The organism is Pseudoalteromonas sp. ABV4_021 (assembly GCF_056159365.1).
This window is the reverse complement of the sequence record NZ_JBSWVB010000001.1, coordinates 1,357,207-1,378,105: the sequence shown is the minus strand read 5'-3', so window position 1 is coordinate 1,378,105 and position 20,899 is coordinate 1,357,207. Positions and strand designations below refer to the sequence as shown.

At 41.4% G+C, this 20,899-nt stretch carries 20 protein-coding genes; 13 read left to right on the top strand and 7 right to left on the bottom strand.

Features of this window, described 5'->3' with window-relative positions; genetic code table 11:
* Window positions 1–41 precede the first annotated feature (41 nt).
* Both ACXAFE_RS06530 and ACXAFE_RS06525 read right to left on the bottom strand, forming a co-directional pair.
* A complete protein-coding gene (locus tag ACXAFE_RS06530; protein WP_100913283.1) occupies window positions 42–2,636 on the bottom strand; it encodes a TonB-dependent receptor in 2,595 nt (864 codons plus the stop codon).
* Between the two features lie 395 nt (window positions 2,637–3,031).
* Complete coding sequence (locus ACXAFE_RS06525) at window positions 3,032–3,427, bottom strand: hypothetical protein (RefSeq protein ID WP_475150285.1); 396 nt, start codon at window positions 3,425–3,427, stop codon at window positions 3,032–3,034.
* A 335-nt stretch (window positions 3,428–3,762) separates the two neighbouring features.
* Here ACXAFE_RS06525 and ccoN point away from each other — a divergent pair, with 335 nt between their 5' ends.
* The 12 genes from ccoN (at window position 3,763) to ACXAFE_RS06465 (ending at window position 14,730) form a co-directional block, all read left to right on the top strand.
* Entirely contained in the window at window positions 3,763–5,193 is a 1,431-nt protein-coding gene (ccoN, locus tag ACXAFE_RS06520) for a cytochrome-c oxidase, cbb3-type subunit I (protein WP_054980100.1), read from the top strand.
* Between the two features lie 10 nt (window positions 5,194–5,203).
* On the top strand, window positions 5,204–5,854 hold the full coding sequence (gene ccoO / locus ACXAFE_RS06515; RefSeq protein ID WP_100913281.1) for a cytochrome-c oxidase, cbb3-type subunit II: 651 nt from the start codon (window positions 5,204–5,206) through the stop codon (window positions 5,852–5,854).
* Window positions 5,855–5,860: 6 nt separating this feature from the next.
* Entirely contained in the window at window positions 5,861–6,049 is a 189-nt protein-coding gene (locus ACXAFE_RS06510; protein ID WP_010560215.1) for a cbb3-type cytochrome oxidase subunit 3, read from the top strand.
* Complete coding sequence (gene ccoP / locus ACXAFE_RS06505; protein WP_237128672.1) at window positions 6,046–6,993, top strand: cytochrome-c oxidase, cbb3-type subunit III; 948 nt, start codon at window positions 6,046–6,048, stop codon at window positions 6,991–6,993. Before ACXAFE_RS06510 ends, ccoP begins: the two co-directional genes overlap by 4 nt.
* A 158-nt stretch (window positions 6,994–7,151) precedes the next feature.
* On the top strand, window positions 7,152–7,643 hold the full coding sequence (locus ACXAFE_RS06500; RefSeq protein ID WP_100913279.1) for a FixH family protein: 492 nt from the start codon (window positions 7,152–7,154) through the stop codon (window positions 7,641–7,643).
* A gap of 3 nt (window positions 7,644–7,646) precedes the next feature.
* Window positions 7,647–10,016, top strand: a complete 2,370-nt coding sequence (locus tag ACXAFE_RS06495) for a heavy metal translocating P-type ATPase (RefSeq protein ID WP_475150274.1) — start codon at window positions 7,647–7,649, stop codon at window positions 10,014–10,016.
* A 14-nt stretch (window positions 10,017–10,030) separates the two neighbouring features.
* Window positions 10,031–10,201, top strand: coding sequence for a cbb3-type cytochrome oxidase assembly protein CcoS (gene ccoS / locus ACXAFE_RS06490; RefSeq protein WP_010560219.1), 171 nt, complete (start codon window positions 10,031–10,033; stop codon window positions 10,199–10,201).
* On the top strand, window positions 10,191–10,853 hold the full coding sequence (locus ACXAFE_RS06485) for a sulfite exporter TauE/SafE family protein (RefSeq protein ID WP_475150268.1): 663 nt from the start codon (window positions 10,191–10,193) through the stop codon (window positions 10,851–10,853). The genes ccoS and ACXAFE_RS06485 overlap by 11 nt, the downstream gene beginning before the upstream one ends.
* Before the next feature lie 47 nt (window positions 10,854–10,900).
* Window positions 10,901–11,632: an FNR family transcription factor gene (locus ACXAFE_RS06480; protein ID WP_010560221.1), complete on the top strand. Its 732-nt coding sequence runs from the start codon at window positions 10,901–10,903 to the stop codon at window positions 11,630–11,632.
* Between the two features lie 80 nt (window positions 11,633–11,712).
* The gene (gene uspE / locus ACXAFE_RS06475; RefSeq protein WP_054980106.1) at window positions 11,713–12,642 is read left to right on the top strand and encodes a universal stress protein UspE; all 930 of its coding nucleotides are present in this window, start codon (window positions 11,713–11,715) and stop codon (window positions 12,640–12,642) included.
* Between the two features lie 58 nt (window positions 12,643–12,700).
* Window positions 12,701–13,603 (top strand): tRNA 2-thiocytidine(32) synthetase TtcA, encoded by a 903-nt coding sequence (gene ttcA / locus ACXAFE_RS06470; protein WP_138629642.1) that lies wholly within the window; start codon window positions 12,701–12,703, stop codon window positions 13,601–13,603.
* A 134-nt stretch (window positions 13,604–13,737) separates the two neighbouring features.
* Complete coding sequence (locus tag ACXAFE_RS06465) at window positions 13,738–14,730, top strand: ATP-dependent 6-phosphofructokinase (protein WP_475150261.1); 993 nt, start codon at window positions 13,738–13,740, stop codon at window positions 14,728–14,730.
* A 73-nt stretch (window positions 14,731–14,803) separates the two neighbouring features.
* Here the strand turns inward: ACXAFE_RS06465 and ACXAFE_RS06460 are convergent, their stop codons facing one another.
* Window positions 14,804–15,364, bottom strand: a complete 561-nt coding sequence (locus ACXAFE_RS06460; RefSeq protein ID WP_475150259.1) for a TetR/AcrR family transcriptional regulator — start codon at window positions 15,362–15,364, stop codon at window positions 14,804–14,806.
* Between the two features lie 113 nt (window positions 15,365–15,477).
* Between ACXAFE_RS06460 and ACXAFE_RS06455 the strand changes: the two genes are divergently transcribed.
* Complete coding sequence (locus ACXAFE_RS06455) at window positions 15,478–16,413, top strand: NAD(P)-dependent alcohol dehydrogenase (protein WP_475150256.1); 936 nt, start codon at window positions 15,478–15,480, stop codon at window positions 16,411–16,413.
* Window positions 16,414–16,558: 145 nt separating this feature from the next.
* Here ACXAFE_RS06455 and ACXAFE_RS06450 read toward each other — a convergent pair whose 3' ends face one another.
* From ACXAFE_RS06450 to ACXAFE_RS06435, 4 genes are all read right to left on the bottom strand, one after another.
* On the bottom strand, window positions 16,559–17,383 hold the full coding sequence (locus tag ACXAFE_RS06450) for a LytR/AlgR family response regulator transcription factor (protein ID WP_010560227.1): 825 nt from the start codon (window positions 17,381–17,383) through the stop codon (window positions 16,559–16,561).
* 2 nt (window positions 17,384–17,385) lie between these two features.
* Window positions 17,386–18,450, bottom strand: coding sequence for a sensor histidine kinase (locus ACXAFE_RS06445; RefSeq protein WP_040641592.1), 1,065 nt, complete (start codon window positions 18,448–18,450; stop codon window positions 17,386–17,388).
* A gap of 163 nt (window positions 18,451–18,613) precedes the next feature.
* The gene (locus ACXAFE_RS06440; RefSeq protein WP_475150250.1) at window positions 18,614–20,170 is read right to left on the bottom strand and encodes a SulP family inorganic anion transporter; all 1,557 of its coding nucleotides are present in this window, start codon (window positions 20,168–20,170) and stop codon (window positions 18,614–18,616) included.
* Between the two features lie 198 nt (window positions 20,171–20,368).
* Entirely contained in the window at window positions 20,369–20,827 is a 459-nt protein-coding gene (locus ACXAFE_RS06435; protein ID WP_054980111.1) for an Lrp/AsnC family transcriptional regulator, read from the bottom strand.
* Window positions 20,828–20,899 lie beyond the last annotated feature (72 nt).

Below are 20,899 nucleotides of genomic sequence, written 5' to 3'. Positions count from 1 at the left end.
CAGGTTATTAACCTGCGGCTTTATCGCTAATTATTCTTAAATTAGAACTTAACGTTTACACCAGCGAAGAAACGACGACCAAGTACATCGTACGTGTACGGGTCAGTGTTTGAATCGTTGTTACCTGTGTAGTAAGGCGCTTGCTTATCAAATAAGTTGTTTACGCCAGCTTGTAATGACACAGTGTCATTAAGCATGTAAGAGCCGCTGATGTCATGGTAAACCACAGTACCAACACTTGGTACTAAACATTTTGCGTCTGCTTTTTGGCATGAGTAGTCATCAACACCATCGATCATACGCGCTTCGTACTGTGCATCCCAGTTGTCGCCAGACACTTTAAGGTTTAAGTTAGTTTTTAGCTCTGCGTAGCTACCTAAACCTGAAGTGATTAGGCCTGCGTAATCTACGCTACCTGCACCTGCCGATTCAACTGTGTATTCGTCTAGAATGGTTACATCTAGACCTGTACGCCAAGCTAAACCAAGTGCGTCGAATGTATACTTGAAGTTTACATCGTAACCTTTAGTGTGCTCAGTACCAATGTTTTTAAGTTGGTTGTTAAACGTTACACGACGTGTTTTGTCGTTATATTTAACAGATGCGAACTGACATAGTGCTAAATCGTTATTAACGTTTTGACCTGTCGCATCAAGACATGTTTCAACAATGTATTGCTCGTTTTCACGTGCGATTGCGTTTTCAATTTCGATATCGAAGTAATCAACCGTCATTGAGAAACCGTCTAACCAAGATGGCGCATATACAAAACCAGCTGTTAGTGTGTCAGCTTGTTCTGGTGTTAGGTTTTCGTTACCGCCAACCGTTACTTCAGCTTGCTTTTGAGCATATGGCAAATCGATTTGCTCAAATGACGGACCTTGACCTGCATATAGTTCGTTAACTGTTGGTGCACGGAAAGCGGTTGAGCGTACTGCACGAGCCATAAACTCATCATTTACACGCCATGTTAAACCTAGCTTCCATGTTTCGTCAGAACCGAATGTGCTGTAATCGAATGCACGTACTGCTGCACTTAAATCAACCATTTCAGCAAACGGTGCGTCAGCTAGAAGTGGTACTGCTAATTCAACGTAAGCTTCATTTACGTCAAAACGGCCGCCTGTAGGATCAACACGAGGGTCGTTAGCTAAACCTTGTGATGTAAGTGAATCTGGCACGTACCATGCTTTTTCTTCACGGTGCTCGATACCTGCAGCAAAACCTACGTAACCTGCTGGTAATTCCATTACTTCGCCGTTTAAACCAGCTGAAAGAACTAATAACTGGCTACCACCTGAGTTGTTTTCAGTGTAGTTGTAAGGCTTTAAGTTCTCTTTTGACCAATCGCCTTGATCTAATGGGTTGAATTCTTGCTTGCTGATAGCGTCTTGAATTGAGCCCATGTTTAGTAAGTTTGTAGCGCGGTCAACTGAGTCGTTACGACCGAATACAACTGATGTATCCCAGCCCCAACCGTTATCGAACTCACCATTTAAGCCAATTACTGCGCGAACTGTATCAACAACTTGCTCGTAACCACGAGGACCAACGTCAGTCATACGACGACCGTAAGAGATCTCCTCACCATCAACTACACCGTGAGATAACAGTGAATCACCCATTGCGTCAGCATCGTATTTAAAATCAAACCATACTGGCTGTGGTGCCATTTGCTGATCTGACCAACGCTTTGAGTAAGTGAATTCAGTTACTAAACGTGTATCGTCAGTTAGGTCAAAGTTACCAACACCCGTTAGGTTTAAACGACGCATTGGCGTATATAAATAGCTCGCCTGTGAGAAGTTATATGCATCGTTTTCGGTTACATAGTCATGCCAGCTGCCGTCTGCGTTACCTTGAAGGTCAGCAGTATCACCCCATACGCGACCGAACGGTGAGTAAGGAGAACCACCACAGTAGAAGCTACCATTTTCGAAATCTTCTTCGATTGGACAATCAGAGAAATCACGGTCTGCTTGAGACGCATCGCCACGGTCTGTGTATTGTAAGCCAATTACCACGTTACCGCGGTCAAAGCTTGAACCCATTGTGATATCAAATGATGTTTCGTCTGCATCGCCCTCGCCGCTAATCGCGCCGTTAAGGTTCATATCAAGACCTTCGAAATCATCTTTTAAGATAATGTTTACAACACCCGCTACTGCGTCAGTACCGTATACTGCTGAAGCACCATCTTTTAGCACTTCAACCTGTTTGATCATTGACACTGGGATTGTGTTTAAATCAACGGTTGATGCAGCACCAGTACCTGAGTTGATCATTCGACGACCATTAACAAGTACCAATGTACGCTGTGCACCTAAACCACGTAAATCAACACGCGCATTACCACCAGAACCATTGTTTACTGCTGGGTTAGTCATTGCACCGCTTGCAGCAGTCATTTTTTGTAAAACGGCATCAATTGACGCTGCGCCAGAGGCACGAATTTCATCAGCACCAATCACTGTTACCGGGCTTGCTGTTTCCATATCAGTACGTTTGATGCGTGAACCTGTTACTTCGATACGTTCTACAGCACTTGCTGACGTTTCTTCAGCTGCTACAGCATTATGAGCAGAGAATAGTGGAACTGCTGCGGCAATCGCTAAGCCCAATTTAGTTTTATTCATAATAAACCTTTATTAGTTGTCTAACCCTTTAGTTGAAAGCACTTCAACTAAGTGAATAACTTGTTGCATTACCCACTTTCAGATACAGATTGTTGTTCCTAAATTGACGCTAGAAACATGGCTTCGGATATAAAACCAGGGAGAAATCTGAAAACGGATGCAGCAAACTAGGCTTGTGAAAATGAATGAAAACTGAATGCGAGTTCAGCTTTTGTTCAGGAATAAAAAACGGCGCTTAGGATGCGCCGCTTGTTACTATTAGATTAACAGAAATAACATCTGTACCGCTTATTTATCAGTATGTTACACACTAATAACGTGCTTTTATTGATACTCGTTTTCGTGCGTTACCAGATGTAATCAATTGTAACCAAGCTACATCTGTAGACGCTCAGTTAAGCATTTGTTACGACAAAGTTGAGAGTTGCTGTTTTTTCAAGCTGGCTTGAAACATCACGGTAACGTAGCTGAATTTGCCACACCATTTCACGCTTACTACATACCCCAACCATGCCCATGGCGTGATAAGTTGAGTCATCTTTTTGCGAAAAAAATAATGGGATTTTTCCCATATACATATTTACCCCTTCAATATGCGCGTCGATGATTTCAATTTTATTACTCGGGGTAAAAACAATCTCAAACTCGGTTTCTGGTTTGACGGTTTGTTCATTAATTTTGAGCTCAGAAGAATTTATGTGTTGCTCTTTGCTCGATGCTTTTTGTGAACGACTAAACTCACCACAGCTTGTTAAAATGAGTGCTGTAAAAATGATGGTTAAAATGCGCATTAATTTCTCTTCAATAACGGGCGTTTGTAAGATGGCCGCGAATTTAGACTAAATTTGCACAAAAATAAATCACCCTCACCGAGAATATTTGATTGAGGTCATAATTTTGGGCAAATGCGCTATCTTTTTAAAAGCAAAAATTTTATTATTTCTCATGCAAAAAAAGAGTTTTACTGGGTTTGTTTTCTTGCCAGCTTAATCTTTGACTTTAGTCGTACAAAAAAGTTCGAGTTAGTAAGGTAACGAATTTGGTAAATATTTTAGAGGCCCCATTTCTTTAATTAGAACTGGGAAATTCATTTCTTATTGCAATTTATTGCAGCGGAAACCGGAAAATGAGCCAAACAACAGTAGCATCACAAACAGAATACAACTATAAAGTTGTACGCCAATTCGCCATTATGACGGTGATTTGGGGCATTGTTGGCATGGGTGCCGGGGTTTTCATCGCAGCTCAGCTAGTATGGCCTGCGTTAAACTTTGACATTCCATGGTTAACTTACTCTCGACTTCGTCCGTTACATACGAACGCAGTTATTTTCGCATTTGGTACAAGTGCACTATTTGCAACGTCTTACTACGTTGTACAACGTACCTGTCAAACGCGTTTATTCTCAGACAAGCTTGCATCATTTACCTTTTGGGGTTGGCAACTTGTTATTGTATTAGCAGCAATTACACTGCCTCTTGGTTTCACAAGTGGTAAAGAGTACGCTGAGCTAGAGTGGCCAATCGACATCCTAATTACGGTTGTTTGGGTTGCTTATGCGGTTGTATTCTTTGGTACCTTAATCAAGCGTAAAGTGTCGCATATTTATGTTGCTAACTGGTTCTATGGTGGTTTTATTATCACTGTTGCTGTTTTACACATTGTAAACAGCATGGCAATTCCAGTTTCCCTGACTAAGTCGTACTCAATCTACGCGGGCGCAGTAGATGCCATGGTGCAATGGTGGTACGGTCACAACGCAGTAGGTTTCCTACTGACAGCTGGTTTCCTAGGTATGATGTACTACTTCGTTCCTAAGCAAGCTGGTCGTCCAGTTTACTCTTACCGTTTATCGGTAGTTCACTTCTGGGCACTAATTTCTCTTTATATTTGGGCGGGTCCTCACCACCTACACTACACTGCTCTACCTGACTGGACTCAGTCTTTAGGTATGGTAATGTCAGTAATCCTATTTGTACCATCATGGGGTGGTATGATTAACGGTATCATGACGCTATCTGGCGCATGGCATAAACTTCGCCACGATCCAATTCTTCGTTTCTTAGTTGTTTCACTATCGTTCTACGGTATGTCAACGTTCGAAGGCCCAATGATGGCAATCAAATCTGTAAATGCACTATCTCACTACACTGACTGGACTGTTGGTCACGTACACTCAGGTGCATTAGGTTGGGTTGCAATGGTATCAATCGGTGCGGTTTATCACTTAATCCCTAACCTATTTGGTCAAGCTCGCATGTACAGCACTAAGCTTATCAACACACACTTCTGGTTACACACAGTAGGTGTTGTTCTGTACATCGTTGCAATGTGGATTTCAGGTGTAATGCAAGGTCTAATGTGGCGTGCGGTTAACTCTGACGGTACATTAATGTATAGCTTTGTTCAGTCACTTGAAGCATCGTATCCATTCTACTTCATGCGCTTTGTAGGCGGTGTATTCATCGTTGTTGGTATGCTAATCATGTTATACAACGTTGTTAAAACTGTTGCAGCTGAAAAAGGTGCATTGCAAGCTGAAGCTCAGCCTGCTTAAGGAGTAATGTATGAGCCAGAATAATTCACAAAACAAACACGAGATTGTTGAAAAGAACGTTGGCCTAATGGCTATCCTAACGGTTTTCGCAATCAGCTTTGGTGCACTTGTGGAAATTACACCACTAATGTTCCAAGAAGATACGACAAAACCTGTAGATGGCTTACGTCCGCTAACAGCGTTAGAAATGGAAGGTCGTGATATCTACGTGCGTGAAGGTTGTTACAACTGTCACTCACAAATGATTCGCCCATTCCGTGACGAAGTTGAGCGTTACGGCCACTACTCGGTAGCGGGTGAAAGCGTTTGGGATCACCCATTCCAGTGGGGTTCTAAGCGTACTGGTCCAGATCTAGCTCGCGTAGGTGGTCGTTACTCAGACGATTGGCACTATGCTCACTTGGTAAACCCACGTGATGTAGTTCCAGAGTCAAACATGCCAGGTTACCCTTGGTTAGCGACAAACAAAGTTGACACAACGCATACACTTAAGAAATTACAAGTGTTCCGTGACAACTTTGGTATTAACCAAGAAGCGTATCCAGGTCGTGGTTACGGCAGTGATGAAGAATTACAAGCTGATGTTAAATCTATTGAAGGTAAAACTGAAATGGAAGCGCTTATTGCGTATCTACAGCAGCTTGGTACTCACTTAAAGTAAACCACTATGGATTACGGCACATTCAGAGGCATATTTACTCTGGTATTATTAGTACTTTTTATTGCCATTGTATGGTGGGCTTACAGCAAACGTTCTAAAAAGAACTTTGATGAAGCAGCAAACGCGATTTTCGAAGACGAAAACGTACATAACAATACAGTTGGCGAAAAGGAAAAAAAGGAGTCTGAGAAATGACTACGTTTTGGAGCATTTGGGTTATTGTATTAACCATAGCATGCTTAGCAATCTGCTTCGGACTACTAGTTTGGAACTTAAAGAACTACGTAGGCGTTGAAGAAAATGAAACATGTGGCCACGAATTCGATGGTATCGAAGAGATAAACAACCCACTACCTAAGTGGTGGACAATTATGTTCTTCGCAACCTTCGTATGGGGCGTTGTATACCTTATCCTTTATCCGGGTATGGGTAACTTTAAAGGTGTTTTAGACTGGACGAGTTCAAACCAAGGTGTTTTGAACATCCAAGAGTCGAAAGACGCTGTAATAGCTAACGCAGACAAACGCGTACAGCTAGATAAAGAAATGGAAGCTGCAGAAGAACGTTTTGGTCCGGTATTCCAGCAATTCGCAAAACAAGATATTAAAGATCTTGCGACTAACGAAGAAGCACTCGAAATCGGTCAACGTTTATTCTCGCAAAACTGTGCACAGTGTCACGGCTCTGATGCACGCGGCGGCCAAGGCTTCCCTAACCTAACGGATAACGATTGGTTATACGGTGGTTCACCTGAAGCTATCAAACAAACACTTCTTCACGGTCGTGTTGCTGCAATGCCAGCGTGGATTGATGCACTTGGTGAAGATGGCGTTAAAGAAGTTACAGCCTATGTACTAAGCCTTTCTGGTCGTACTGTTAACCAAAAAGATGCAGCTGCAGGTCAAGCTAAATTTGCAATGTGTGCTGCGTGTCACGGTATGGACGGTAAAGGTAACTACGCGTTTGGTGCACCTAACCTAACGGATAACATTTGGTTATACGGTGGTTCACAACGTGCAGTTGAAGAAACGCTTCGCAATGGCCGTGCCGGTGTAATGCCAGCGTGGAAAGATATCCTAGGCGAAGATAAAGTACATATCTTAACAGCGTACGTATACAGCTTATCTCAAGATAAGTAATTGATTAGTTAAACTTAACGCGTTATTTAAACTAATTTTAAAATTGCGTTAAGAGTACGAATCTAGATCAAAAAAGCTCCCAATTGGGAGCTTTTTTTTACCCTTTTCACACCACATCAAGTAGAATAACGCAACATTTGATTTAACGATTATTCACTATGTCTACAACCCCTTGGTATAAACAATTTTGGCCTTGGTTTATCATCTTTGTACCAGCGAGTGCCGTTATCGCATGTATCACCCTGCTTTTTTATATGTCTGACAAAGGGCCTTCAATGGTTGTTGACGACTACTACAAAAAAGGCAAAGCAATTAACTTAGAACTCTCTAAGTTTGACCGTGCTAAAGCACTTTACTTGCACGCAGACCTAACCGTTAGTAACGGTGTTGTTACCGTTAATTTCACAAAGGGCGACTCACTTAAGCCGGCAGCACTAAAAGTATCGTTTTATCACACCACATTAAAAGATAAAGACGTTGACTTAATGCTAGCACCTAACGCCAACGGTGCGTATTCAGGCGTTAGCGAAAAATTGCTTGATGCACGCTACACGGTATTTATTGAACCGATTGGCGGCGAATGGAAATTAAAAGAAAACATTAAACTACCTTACGACAGCGCATTTAAGATTAAGCCAGAATATAAGTAACTTATGTCTAAAAACTGTTTTCATTGCTTAGAGCCTATTCCAGCAGGTATTTCATTAAGCATTACCTTTGAAAATGACGAAAAGCCGATGTGTTGTTTGGGCTGCCAAGCAGTTGCCGAGGCGATTATCGACCAAGGTATGTCGGATTATTACAAATACCGCACCGACAGCGCAGGTAAAGTTCAAGAGCTAGTGCCGGAACAGATAAAAATGTTCCAAAGCTACGATGATGAAGATATTCAGTCAGAATTTCTCACCAAGCAAGGTGATATTGCAGAGATATTGTTGAGTGTCGAAGGTATTAGTTGCGCCGCATGTGCTTGGCTTATTGAAAAACAGTTACTTAATCTAGGTCACGTGGTGCGTGTTGATGTTAATACGTCAACCTATCGCGCCATGGTTAAATGGGATCAGTCAAAACTAAAACTCAGTACCATTATTGAGTCATTGGCACGCATTGGTTACCGTGCCTACCCCTTTCAACAAGATCATGAAGAGCAACAAAAGCGACAAACAGCCCAATCCTATGTGCGCAGGTTAGGTGTCGCTGGCCTGATGACGATGCAAGTCATGATGTTCGCTTTTGCCATGTACTTTGGTATGTTCTCAGGCATGGATGAAGGCTTTGAGCAATACTTCCGTTGGATCAGCTTAGTGCTCGCCACACCGGTTATTCTCTACTCTGCCCTACCATTTCTTACGTCTGCGATTCGCGGTTTAAAAGCCAAGCAACTGAATATGGACTTACCGGTATCACTTGCTATTTTTGGCGCGTATGGTGCAAGCTGCTGGGCAACCGTGTTTCAAACCGGCGAAGTGTATTTTGAATCTATCTGTATGTTTACCTTCTTATTATTGTTAGGTAAATATCTAGAATTCCGCGCCCGATTAAAAGCCTCTGAATTTACTGCCAACTTGCAAAAACTGTTACCGCTTACCGCCCGTTTAGTAAATGATGATGAAGAGATCATTGCGGCAAAGCGTCTTAAATTAAACGACAAAGTGATGATCAAAGCAGGTGAAACAATCCCTGCGGATGGTATTTTAATTGACGGTAAAACGTCTGTTGACGAAGCAATGATGACAGGCGAACACGCCGCCGTTGCTAAAACGGTTGGCGACCAAGTTTATGCCGGTACGGTCAATCACGATGGCGTTATTAGCATTGAAGTTAACCAAATTGGTCAAGACACACTTATTAATCAGATAGTCCGCCTGCAACATCAAGCGCTCACTTCGCGCCCTAAAATCGCAGAAATTACCGATAAAGTAGCGCAATGGTTTGTGGCATGTTTACTTGTATTTGCATCGATTACCGCTTTTTCGTGGTACCACATCGAACCAGAACATGCGTTTTGGGTGACCATCGCAGTACTTGTAGCTACCTGTCCATGTGCTCTGAGTTTAGCTATCCCCACGGCGCTGACTTGTGCTGTTGCCAAACTCACCCAGCAAGGGGTACTAATTAAACGCTCCCACGTGCTCGAAACCTTAACTAAGGTTACTGATATTGCGTTTGATAAAACGGGTACGTTAACCGAAGGTAAATTCACCTTACTTGATACCAAATTGTTTGATGACAGCGTGTCATTAGAACAGGTTTACGCGCTAGCAAAAACCTTGGAAACCTATTCAGAGCACCCTATTAGTAAAGCTTTTACTGAATTAGATGTTTCACCTGTCGCAATTAGTGATGTTGAAATTGAAACAGGAAAAGGTATCTCTGCAGTATTCCAACAGCAAACTGTTGCTATCGGTAAAGCAAACTGGCATTGCCAAGTAGCAGATACAACGCACGACGTGTTTTTATACCTAAACGAGCGCGTGATAGCGGGCTTTAAATTGCAGGATAAAATTCGCGACCATGCGGCAGATACCTTAAGTGCACTTAAAGCTAATAATTTGCAGCTGCAAGTTTTAACAGGCGACCCTTCGCTTGCAGGTAAACAACTAGTATCAAGCTTAGGTATTGATCATGTAAAAACAGGTTGTAGCCCAAGCGATAAACAAAAAGAGGTTGAGCAACTTTCGCATCAAGGCAAAATTGTTGCGATGGTCGGTGATGGCGTGAATGACAGCCCGGTATTTAATAGCGCGCATTTATCAATTGCGATGGCATCGGGTGCAGATATATCGAAAAACACCGCCGATGTTGTTTTGCTAAACAGCGAACTTAATGGCATCAGTCGATTATTTAATACCGCTAAATTAACTCGCCGAGTGATAAAGCAAAACCTTGCTATTTCGCTATGTTACAATGGTTCTATATTGCCACTTGCAGCAATGGGCATGGTTCCTCCATGGGTTGCTGTTATCGGTATGTCGGCAAGTTCACTAATTGTAATCGGTAATTCATTACGTTTACTTAAATAAAGGGGCACGTAACTGTGAGCATTATTTATGTATTAATTCCCATCGCTATTTTGCTGGTAATTGTTGCAATAGGCGTGTTCTTTTGGGCTGTTCGCAGTGAGCAGTTTAATAACCTTGATAAACAAGCACACAGCATATTATTCGAAGACGATAAAGAGCAGCACAACAAAAGTAATGACAACTAGTCACTTAATATCAGCGCTTGTTATGGGGTTGTTAGGCAGCGGACACTGCTTAGCAATGTGTGGCGGTGTTGCGTCATCATTAACGCTTGCCGTTAAAGACAAAGCACAAATAAAACGCTATACCCTACTCTATAATTCAGGCCGCGTACTAAGCTATTGCATCGCCGGCGCACTTGCCGCTGGTATCAGTCAGCAGTTTGCTTCGCAATCAACCTCATTTTCACATGCTTTATCAATATTAAGCGGTGTGTTTATGATTTTGGTTGGGCTTTATATTATGCGCCTTACGTTTTCGCTTAATTGGATTGAAAGTTTTGGTAAAGTTGCTATCTGGCAACATTTAGTAAAACTAAACAAACGTTTATTACCGATTAACACAAAAACAAAAGCACTTGCGTATGGCATGTTGTGGGGCTGGTTGCCTTGTGGCTTAGTCTATTCTGCCCTGCTTTTTGCGGTATCAACCCAATCAGCAGTGCAAGGCGCAACCTTTATGTTGTTGTTTGCCATTGGCACGTTACCAGCCATGGTGGGACTGGCATTTGCGGCAGAAAAATTTAAGCAAATACTTAATCATACGATGATGCGTATGGTGTTTGGTAACATCTTCATTTTCTACGGTTTATACCTTTTGATAATTGCGTTACTATAAGGTTTTAGTATAAATTATTCTGGTATTTCCTTTTCTCTAGGTGTGTCATGGAATTGAACAAAAAATCAGTATCGAAAAACTGCGCAATTAAGTGTCAGGATTGTAGTATCAGCCAGCTGTGTATTCCGGTTTCTCTTAACGCGGAAGAAATGGGCAAGTTAGATGACATCATCGAGCGAAAGAAACCACTTCATAAAGGTGATTACTTATTTGAAGCCGGACAACCACTTCGTTCTATTTACGCTGTGCGTTCAGGCTCGTTTAAATCATATACCTTAACTGAAAGTGGCGAAGAGCAAATCACTGGCTTTCATTTAGCGGGCGACATTGTAGGCTTTGATGGCATTAGTACGATGAGCCATAAAAGCTACGCACAAGCGATGGAAACAGCAATGGTATGTGAAATTCCATTCACCACATTAGATGACCTTTCAGGTAAATTGCCTAAATTACGTCACCAAGTGATGCGTATGATGAGCAATGAGATCAATTACGACCAAGAAATGTTACTGATGCTGAACAAAAAGACTGCTGAAGAGCGCCTAGCTGCGTTTTTAGCGAATCTTTCTACCCGTTTTGGCGAGCGTGGTTTTAGTAAAAAAGAATTCCGTTTAACCATGACCCGTGGTGAAATTGGTAATTACCTTGGCCTAACCGTTGAAACTATCAGCCGTTTATTGAGCCGCTTCCAAAAAGCCGAGATCATCAAAGTTGAAGGTAAGTTCATTACCATTTTAGATGCTGACGAATTATTCAAAGTAGCTTCTATTAAGTCTTGATCTAAAACAAAATAATCTATTAGAAACCTTTCAAATTAGTATAGATCCAGTACACTGAATTTATAATTTGGGAGGTTTTTATGAATACCATCAAAAAAATTCTTGCGGTTATCGACCCAAGTAAAGATAAGCAAATCGCGCTAAACCGCTCATTCGAGTTGGCAAGGAAGTCCGGCGCTCAAATTACTGCCTTTTTGTCTATTTACGACTTTTCATATGAAATGACAACTATGCTCAGTCGTGAAGAGCGCGATGCGATGCGCGACGCGGTTATCAACGACAGAAAAGAATGGATTACATCTTTAATTAACCAGCATGGCGGTGACATAAAAGTGGATTGCCAAGTGGTTTGGCATAACCGCCCTTTCGAATCCATTATTGAAGCGGTGCTTGAGCAAAACTACGACATGGTCGTAAAAGGCACGCATCAGCATGATACGCTTAAATCGGTTATTTTCACGCCTACCGACTGGCACCTAATTCGAAAATGCCCAGTGCCTTTGTTACTTGTAAAAGAGCATGATTGGCCAGCAGGCGGACAAATTTTAGCTGCAGTTAATGCATCAAGCGAGGAAGAAACCCATCAAGCGCTTAACCATACAATTATGAAAGAAGCCGCTTATCTGGCTGATTTAATTGATGGTAATCTTAACTTAGTCAATGCTTACCCAGGCACGCCAGTTAATATTGCAATTGAAATTCCAGAATTCGACGCGGGTCAATACGCAGAGTCGGTAAAAGCACATCATGTTGCAACCACCCATAAACTCGCAGAGCAATATCAAGTCGAGCCAAGTCATTGCTATATTAACGAAGGCTTACCTGAAGACGTACTGCCACAAGTAGCAAACCAATTAGATGCAGAACTGGTTGTAATGGGCACCGTTGGGCGCACTGGCATTAGCGCAGCACTTATTGGTAACACCGCTGAACATGTAATTGATAGTTTAAATTGCGATGTATTAGCCTTAAAACCACAAGGTTATAAAAGCCCTTTAGATAAGTCTTAACCTCGCTAATATTTTCACCTATAATACGTCCCTTTATTTGTTCTAGGGGCGTATTTGTATGTCGCATTCAGCAGAAGCTAAAGCGAAATATAACCTTAATAAGTTACAGAAACGACTGCGTCGTTTTACTGGTCAAGCAATTGCAGACTTCAATATGATTGAAGAAGGCGACCGCATAATGGTGTGCTTATCAGGCGGTAAAGACAGCTATACGCTGCTTGATATTTTGCAAAACTTGCAACGCTCTGCGCCGGTTAACTTTGAGCTGTTTGCAATCAACCTAGATCAAAAGCAACCTGGTTTTCCAGAGCATATTTTACCTGAATACCTGGAGTCTCTGGGCATTGAGTATAAAATCGTCGAAGAAGATACCTACAGCATCGTAAAAGATAAAATTCCTGAAGGTAAAACCACCTGCTCACTGTGCTCACGCTTACGTCGCGGTATTTTGTACCGTACAGCAAAAGAAATGGGCGCAACTAAAATCGCGCTTGGCCACCACCGTGATGACATGATTGAAACCATGTTCTTAAATATGTTTTATGGTGGCAAATTGAAAGGCATGCCAGCAAAGCTATTAAGCGATGATGGTCAGCACATGGTTATTCGCCCACTTGCCTACTGTAAAGAAAAAGACATTGTAAAATACGCTGAAGCAAAAGAATTTCCAATTATTCCGTGTAACTTATGTGGTTCGCAAGAGAACTTGCAACGTAAGCACATAAAAGCAATGCTCAATGAGTGGGATAAAACCCATCCAGGCCGTGTAGAAACTATTTTTACATCAATGCAAAACGTGGTGCCATCGCATTTAGCAGATCCATCAATCTTTAATTTTGCTGAGTTAAATAAAGATTCACAGATTGATGAAGGTGATATCGCCCTTGATAAACCTGATGTACCTGCGGTACCTGTTGGGTTAGAAATTGACGAACAAGACGTTAACGTTATACAACTCTAATCAATTTGCTACTTATCTCTTTATAAAAGGAAGCGTCGGCTTCCTTTTTTCTTTTTCATATCAAACAACTGTTTAATTTAATACTGTTTTTTACTAGTATTGGCTTATCAGCCCTCAATATGGCTCGTACTAATATGTCTAAAAAAATTGCGTTAATTACTTCTGGCGGCGATGCGCCCGGCATGAATGCCGCAATCCGCGCCGTAACACTGCAAGCTGAGAAATATCAGTATCAGGTACTCGGTTTTATCGGCGGTTATAACGGGTTAATTGACAATCATTTTATTACCCTTGACTGCCATAAAGTCGACGATATTATTCGTAAAGGCGGTACCATTTTAAAGTCAGCACGCTGCCCTGAAATGCTTGACAGTAGTGGTCCAAAACGCGTGGTTGAGACATTAGACAGCAATAACATCGACTCATTAATTGTGATTGGTGGTGATGGCAGTTTTAAAGGCTGTTTAGCCATTAGCGAACTGTGGCAAGGTAATATCATCGGTATTCCAGGCACCATAGATAACGATATTAACGGCACAGATCAAACAATCGGGTTTTGGACCGCGGTAGAAACCGCGCTCGACAGCATAGATAAAATTCGCGATACCGCTAACGCGTTTGAGCGTATTTTTATTGTTGAGGTAATGGGCCGAAACTGTGGCTTTTTAGCGGTTGAGTCCGCCATAGGTTCTGGTGCCGAACATATTGTTTGCAAAGAAATTATTGAAGACGAAGTTCAGTTTATTGATAACCTACTCGTCAACATCAATAAAGCCATTCGCAATCATCGAACCGACAGCTACATTATTGTTATGGCGGAAAATTCACTTAGCTTTAGTGCGCATGACTTGAGTAAGAAAATCGAACGCTATACCGGTGTAGACAGCAAGGCAGCAATTTTAGGATATATTCAACGTGGTGGCAGCCCAGTTGCGCCTGACAGAGTACTCGCGACGCAATTAGGCGTCGCTGCGGTTGAAGCGATAAAAGAAAATAAAAGCAACATTATGGTTGGCATGCTAAATAACACTGCCACCGAAACTGCCTTTAGTGCAACCAGTTATAGCAATACGTATAATCAGAAAATTATCAGACGTCTTAACCAGTTGAACTTTAATTTAGAGTAAAGTGATTAGCTTTGCCCTACCAAGCCATTCACTTCGCCCAGCAAACACTTTAATTGTTGGGCGACACGCCTTATTACTTAGTTAAACTGCCACGTACAGCCTCTAGTAAGGTACTTGCGATACGCTCACTCTCAACAGGCATAAACTTACCTGTTACTGAGTAACCTTCAACAAAAGACACAAGCAGTGCTGCTGATGTTTTAAGCGTGCAATCATCACTGCTTAGCGGCCTTAACACATTGCATATAACCGTAAACACGGTTTCATAGTAGCGGCGTAAATATTCATTTATACCGTCATTTCGTGTTGAAATCGCCCAATACTCTCTGAATATTCGACACATATCCGATACTTCTCGAGCATAATGAAGCTGAGATGTAATTAACAAATGTAACTGCTCAAAGCTCTCAAGCGGAGTTTGTTGCTTTAACTGTGTTACGCAATCATCAAAATATTGATCTGCTATCGCCTGAAGCAAGACATTTTTGTTGGTGTAATAATATTGTACGTTACTAAGCGACATACCTGCTGAGGTTGCCACTTTACGCATCGTCAAGCCCATATCACCTTCACTTTTTAATAACTGAGTTGCCACCTGCAATATCTTTTTATTCTTATCGTTTTGTTTAGTCATTACGGGATATCTACCAATGTTAAAATTTTAATTACACCAACTATTGACATTTTAGGTCGACTGACCAAATATAACAATAGGTCGAGTGACCTAATAATTATATAAGGTGAAATATGAAAGGACTTGTCGCTGAAAATAGGCAATTAGTAATTAAACACGATTTGAACATGCCACTGGTTGGTGAAGGAGAAGTACTCGTTCAAGTTAAAAGCACAACGATTAATTTAATCGATTTAGAGTTTGCGAAAGGTAAGTATGATTTGTTTCTTAAATTGGCAAAAAATAACTACACAGTTAAGACAGGAATCGAGTTTTCAGGCCTAGTGGCAACGGATGGTCAAACATTTAAAAAAGGCGACAGGGTTTTTGGTTACGTCAATCTGCTAAAAAGCGATAAAACCCACCAAGAATTTGTTAGCGTAAACGAGCAATACATTGCAAAAATACCCTCGAACTTGTCGTTTTCACACGCAGCGGCCCTACCGCTTGGTGCACTAACAAGTTATGTTGCGCTTAACGAGTTAGTTAATCTCTCGAGTAACAGCAAAGTGCTTATAATCGGCGCATCAGGCGGACTTGGTGTATATGCAATTCAAATTGCTAAGCGCGCTGGCGCACACGTCACTGCGCTTACAGGTGATGAACATCTGCAATTTTTAAAATCACTTGGCGCCGATGATGTAATCGACTATCACGCTCGCCCTTTAGAATCTTTAAAAGAAAAGTACGACGTTGTTTTAGACTTATCCAATACAAAATTATATAAACAAGTAAAACACCTGCTAGTGAGTGACGGGGTCTTTATACCTGCTGAGCCTAACAAACACTTCTTAAGTTTTGTTATGAATGCATTTAGAAAGCGAAAAACCAAATACTTGTACGTGGATAAAGGTGATAGCGCAAAATTAACACAGATCGCAAATTGGGTTGCGCAAGGAGAAATCCAAACCTGTCTTGATAGTGAGTTTCTATTCGAAGACTACCAAAATGCTATTTCACGATTTTTACAAAAAGGGCGACGTGGTCGTGTTGTGCTCAATTTCGAATAATTTGGCTATTGGTTATTAGCAGTTGAGAAGTGAAATATAAGACGCGCGGTTAAATTGCCACAGTGAAAATGTGGCAACACGCCGTGAATAAAGTATCTGTTGCTCGATATGCGCAACAGATACTGCATGCTAGCGATTTATCAACTTAGCTCGCTAAGGCGGCTTTTACTTTATCGCGGTAGCTGCGGCTTACTTTTAATTCTTGACCGTTTTCTAGTACCAATAAGTATTCGCCACTTACCTGCGTGACTAGCTTGTTGATTTGCTTGCTATTTACAATAGCGCTACGGTGTACCCGCACAAACTCTTTTGGATCAAGTTCGGCTTCCAGCTCTTTCATGGTTTTGCGTAAAATATGTGTTTTACCATCAGCACAGTGTAAACACATGTAGTCGCCTGCGGCATCAACCCATTGGATACTGCTCACCTGCACACGAACAATTTCACCTTGCTCTTTTACCGCTATGGACTCTGGGAAACGGGTTTCTTCTAGTTTATCGCCAGCAGCAAGCTTTTTAAGAATTTCTTCACAGTTGTTACCCGTAATACCCGCAACGAAGCTAGCAAGTTTACGTTTATGGCTTGTATCTTCTTGTGATTTTAAATATGTTTGCACTTTTTCTACCGCCTTCTTCAATCTGTTGTCGTCTACTGGTTTAAGAAGGTAGTCTAATGCGTGAATTTCAAATGCTTTCACTGCGTATTGGTCAAATGCAGTAACAAATACAATTGCTGGGATCCCTAACGCCGATTCAGACAGTTGTTTTACAACTTCTAACCCCGACAACCCAGGCATTTGTATATCTAAAAACATTAGATCTACTTGCTGACGTTTACATTCCGCCAACGCTTCTTCACCGTTTTTACAAAGGCCCACTACTTCAATTTGTGGGAAATCTCTTAACCTTATTGATAACCCCTTTCGTGCGAGAGGTTCGTCATCAACAATAAGTGTTTTTATTGTGTTCATGGTTATCCTTTTTCAAACGGTATACGTATATTTACAACAAGACCTTGCGGCTGATTGTTAGATAATACAAATGAATAGTTATGTTCGTAAAGCGTCTTTAAGCGATCTTGCGTATTTGCAAGCCCGACGCCTGAACTTTTCACTAATTCACCCTCACTGATATCCGTACCAGGACCGTTATCGGATACTTCTAATAATAATTCGTTAGCAAACACCTGTGCCTTGATAGCTATCGCACCGCCACTTTCTAAATTGGCAATGGCGTACTTAATTGAGTTTTCAATCAAGGGCTGCAAAATCATACTGGGTACCAGCGCATGTTTTGCTTCCTCGCTTACATCAATTTCTATGCTTAAGCGGTCGTCAAAGCGTACTTTTTCAATATCAAGGTATAGCCCCAAAACATGTAGCTCTTGTTCAAAAGGCACGCGTTTGATGGGGTCGGTGTTTAAGGTATAACGTAAAAACTCGCTTAACTTAGAGACCATCTGGTTAGCGTTTTTGTTCTCTTCTACCAAAATCAACGTCGAAATTGCGTTAAGCGTATTAAATAAGAAATGTGGATTAAGTTGATAACGCAACATTTTTAATTGCGCTTCATGTGCCATGGTATTCGCTTTTAGAGCCTTTTGCTTTTCGCCTTGTAGTAGTTGATAGTATTTAATACCAAAATACAAACCACTCCAACACAGCACAATATAAACTGAATCTAGGCCTTGTTTGAAATAGTAAAACCATTCATCGGGGCGATAACCGTGACGATAAATTTCCCATAAGTTAAATTTTTGAATAACTGACCAAGATGTACCGACAATATACGAAGCAACAAATACCACAAAAATTAAAAATAGCGGCTTGGCATTCCAAATCTTACGATATAAATAACGCAGAGGGATCGTTAGCAAACACCCTGCGTAGGCATTTAGCACGATAACAAATACGTAGATGTCGCGCATTTCGAAAACGCGTGAGCCAATATAGTTTACTAGGGCATAACCAACCCAGCCGGCTATTTGTAATACCCAAAAAAACTTTTGTCTGTCTTCTACTAGTCTTTGCCAGTTCAAAATTCTTAAATTCATGTATCCTTAATATCTCTTATTATAAGAATGTGAGCCAGAAAGGCACTGACAGCTACCTTGCTTTCCATGCAACTCATCGCAAGGCAGTTGCAATTTGCCATAAAAAAAGCTGGCAGAAGCCAGCTTTCAATTGTTAAGTGGTTATAAATTAACCTAATTTATCAGACGCAACTTTATAGGTTGGATCTTCAATTACGTTAACTTCGACTAAGTCTTTTGCACGAGACAATAACTTCTGACAGTCTTTAGAAACATGACGTAAATGTAACTTTTTACCTTGCTTTGTGTAACGCTCAGCAAGACTATCAATTGCTTCAATGGCGCTGTGGTCCGCAACACGGCTATGCTTAAACTCTACAATCACATCCGCTGGGTCATTTTTAACATCAAATAACTCTAAGAAGTTTTTAACTGAGCCAAAGAATACCGGGCCGTGCAACTCATATACTTTAGAGCCGTTTTCATCAATGTAAGACGTCGTGTAAATATGTTTTGCGTGTTCCCAAGCAAACACTAATGCAGACACAATGACACCTACACATACCGCTACAGCAAGATCGGTTACTACTGTAACACCCGATACTAACACAATCACAAACGCGTCTGTTTTAGGTACTTTTTTCATAATACGGAAGCTTGACCACTCAAATGTGCCAAGTACTACCATAAACATTACGCCTACAAGCGCTGCAAGCGGGATCATTTCAATTAGGCTGGCTGCAAACAAAATAAACATCAGTAGCATAACTGCTGCTGTAATACCTGAAAGACGTGAGCGACCGCCTGAGTTAATGTTGATCATTGACTGACCAATCATCGCACAGCCCCCCATCGCACCAAAGAAACCACATGTTACGTTTGCAGCACCTTGGCCAATACATTCTTGGTTACCGTTACCACGTGTTTCAGTAATTTCGTCAATTAAGGTAAGCGTTAATAACGACTCAATTAGACCAATTGCCGCAAGTACTAAGGCATACGGTAAAATAATCCACAGAGTTTCAAGTGTCATAGGTACATTTGGAATATGGAATTCAGGTAAGCCGCCTGCCATCGTAGCGTTTACGTCACCTGTCATATCTTTTAAGAAATCAACAACTGTACGTGCTTCTAAATCTAAACCAATCACCAAACCAGTTACTACAACAATTGCCGCAAGTGATGAAGGAATTGCAGATGTGAGTTTTGGTAAGAAATGAATAATCGCCATGGTTAATGCAACAAGGCCTGCCATGATAAACATTGGCTCACCTGTCATCCATTGCATTTCACCATTTGCATCAGGCGCTTTAAATTGCCCTAACTGCGCTAAGAAAATAACAATAGCCAAACCATTAACAAACCCGAGCATTACTGGGTGCGGTACCATACGGATAAATTTACCAAGCTTTAGCACACCCGCTAAGATCTGCAAAACACCCATCAAGAGTACGGTTGCAAATAAATACTCTACACCGTGGGTGACAACTAGGCTCACCATAACAACTGCAAGTGCACCCGTTGCACCTGAAATCATACCTGGGCGACCACCAAATACAGCAGTAATTAGACCAACAATAAATGCTGCATACAAGCCAACCAAAGGTTCTACGTGCGCAACAAATGCGAAAGCCACCGCTTCTGGCACAAGGGCTAGTGCGACGGTTAAACCAGACAGAATATCGTTCTTTGCCGATTTAGGGGCTCTAGATAATAAGTTAAACATGGATCTCCCATTGAGTAGCACAACATTGAGCAAAACTTGCTGTAATGCGTTTATTTTAGTCTATTTTGAGGGCGCGAAGTTTAGCAGAATCGACGATTTATAACAATTTATTAAATTTCACAAAAAAACCGCCTAAAGACGGTTTGAATAAAAATTTTGTTAACTGTGAGCTCCGTAGTAGAGCTCAATAATTCGCAATTATAACGGCAATGAAGTTGAGCGTTTTACACAGGTCATGGTTACATTCGAGTGTACTTCTTGAACGTAATCTAAACTGAGTAATTTATCACGCACAAACTGCTCATAGCCTTCAATGCCTTTTGAAATAATACGGAGCATAAAGTCCATGGTGCCAGCCATGGTGTAACACTCTGTTACTTCATCATAGCTTTGAATAAGTTCTTCAAATTCTGCTAACTGCGTGCGGCCATGGCTAGACAGGCGCACATGCGCATAAACCAACATATCAAAACCGAGTTTCTTCGGCTCTAAAATCGCTACCTTGCCTTTAATGTACCCTTCTTGCTCTAAACGAGAAATACGACGCCAACAAGGAGACTGTGATAGCCCTACTTTGTCGGCAATCTCTGCCGTTGATAAGCTCGCGTCTTTTTGAATCAATGCGAGTATTTGACGATCTACTTGGTTTAATGACATAGCTTATTCTTAAATTTACTCATTAATGGTTAAATAATACTATACAATAGTCTTTGCGTCTGCTGATTTATT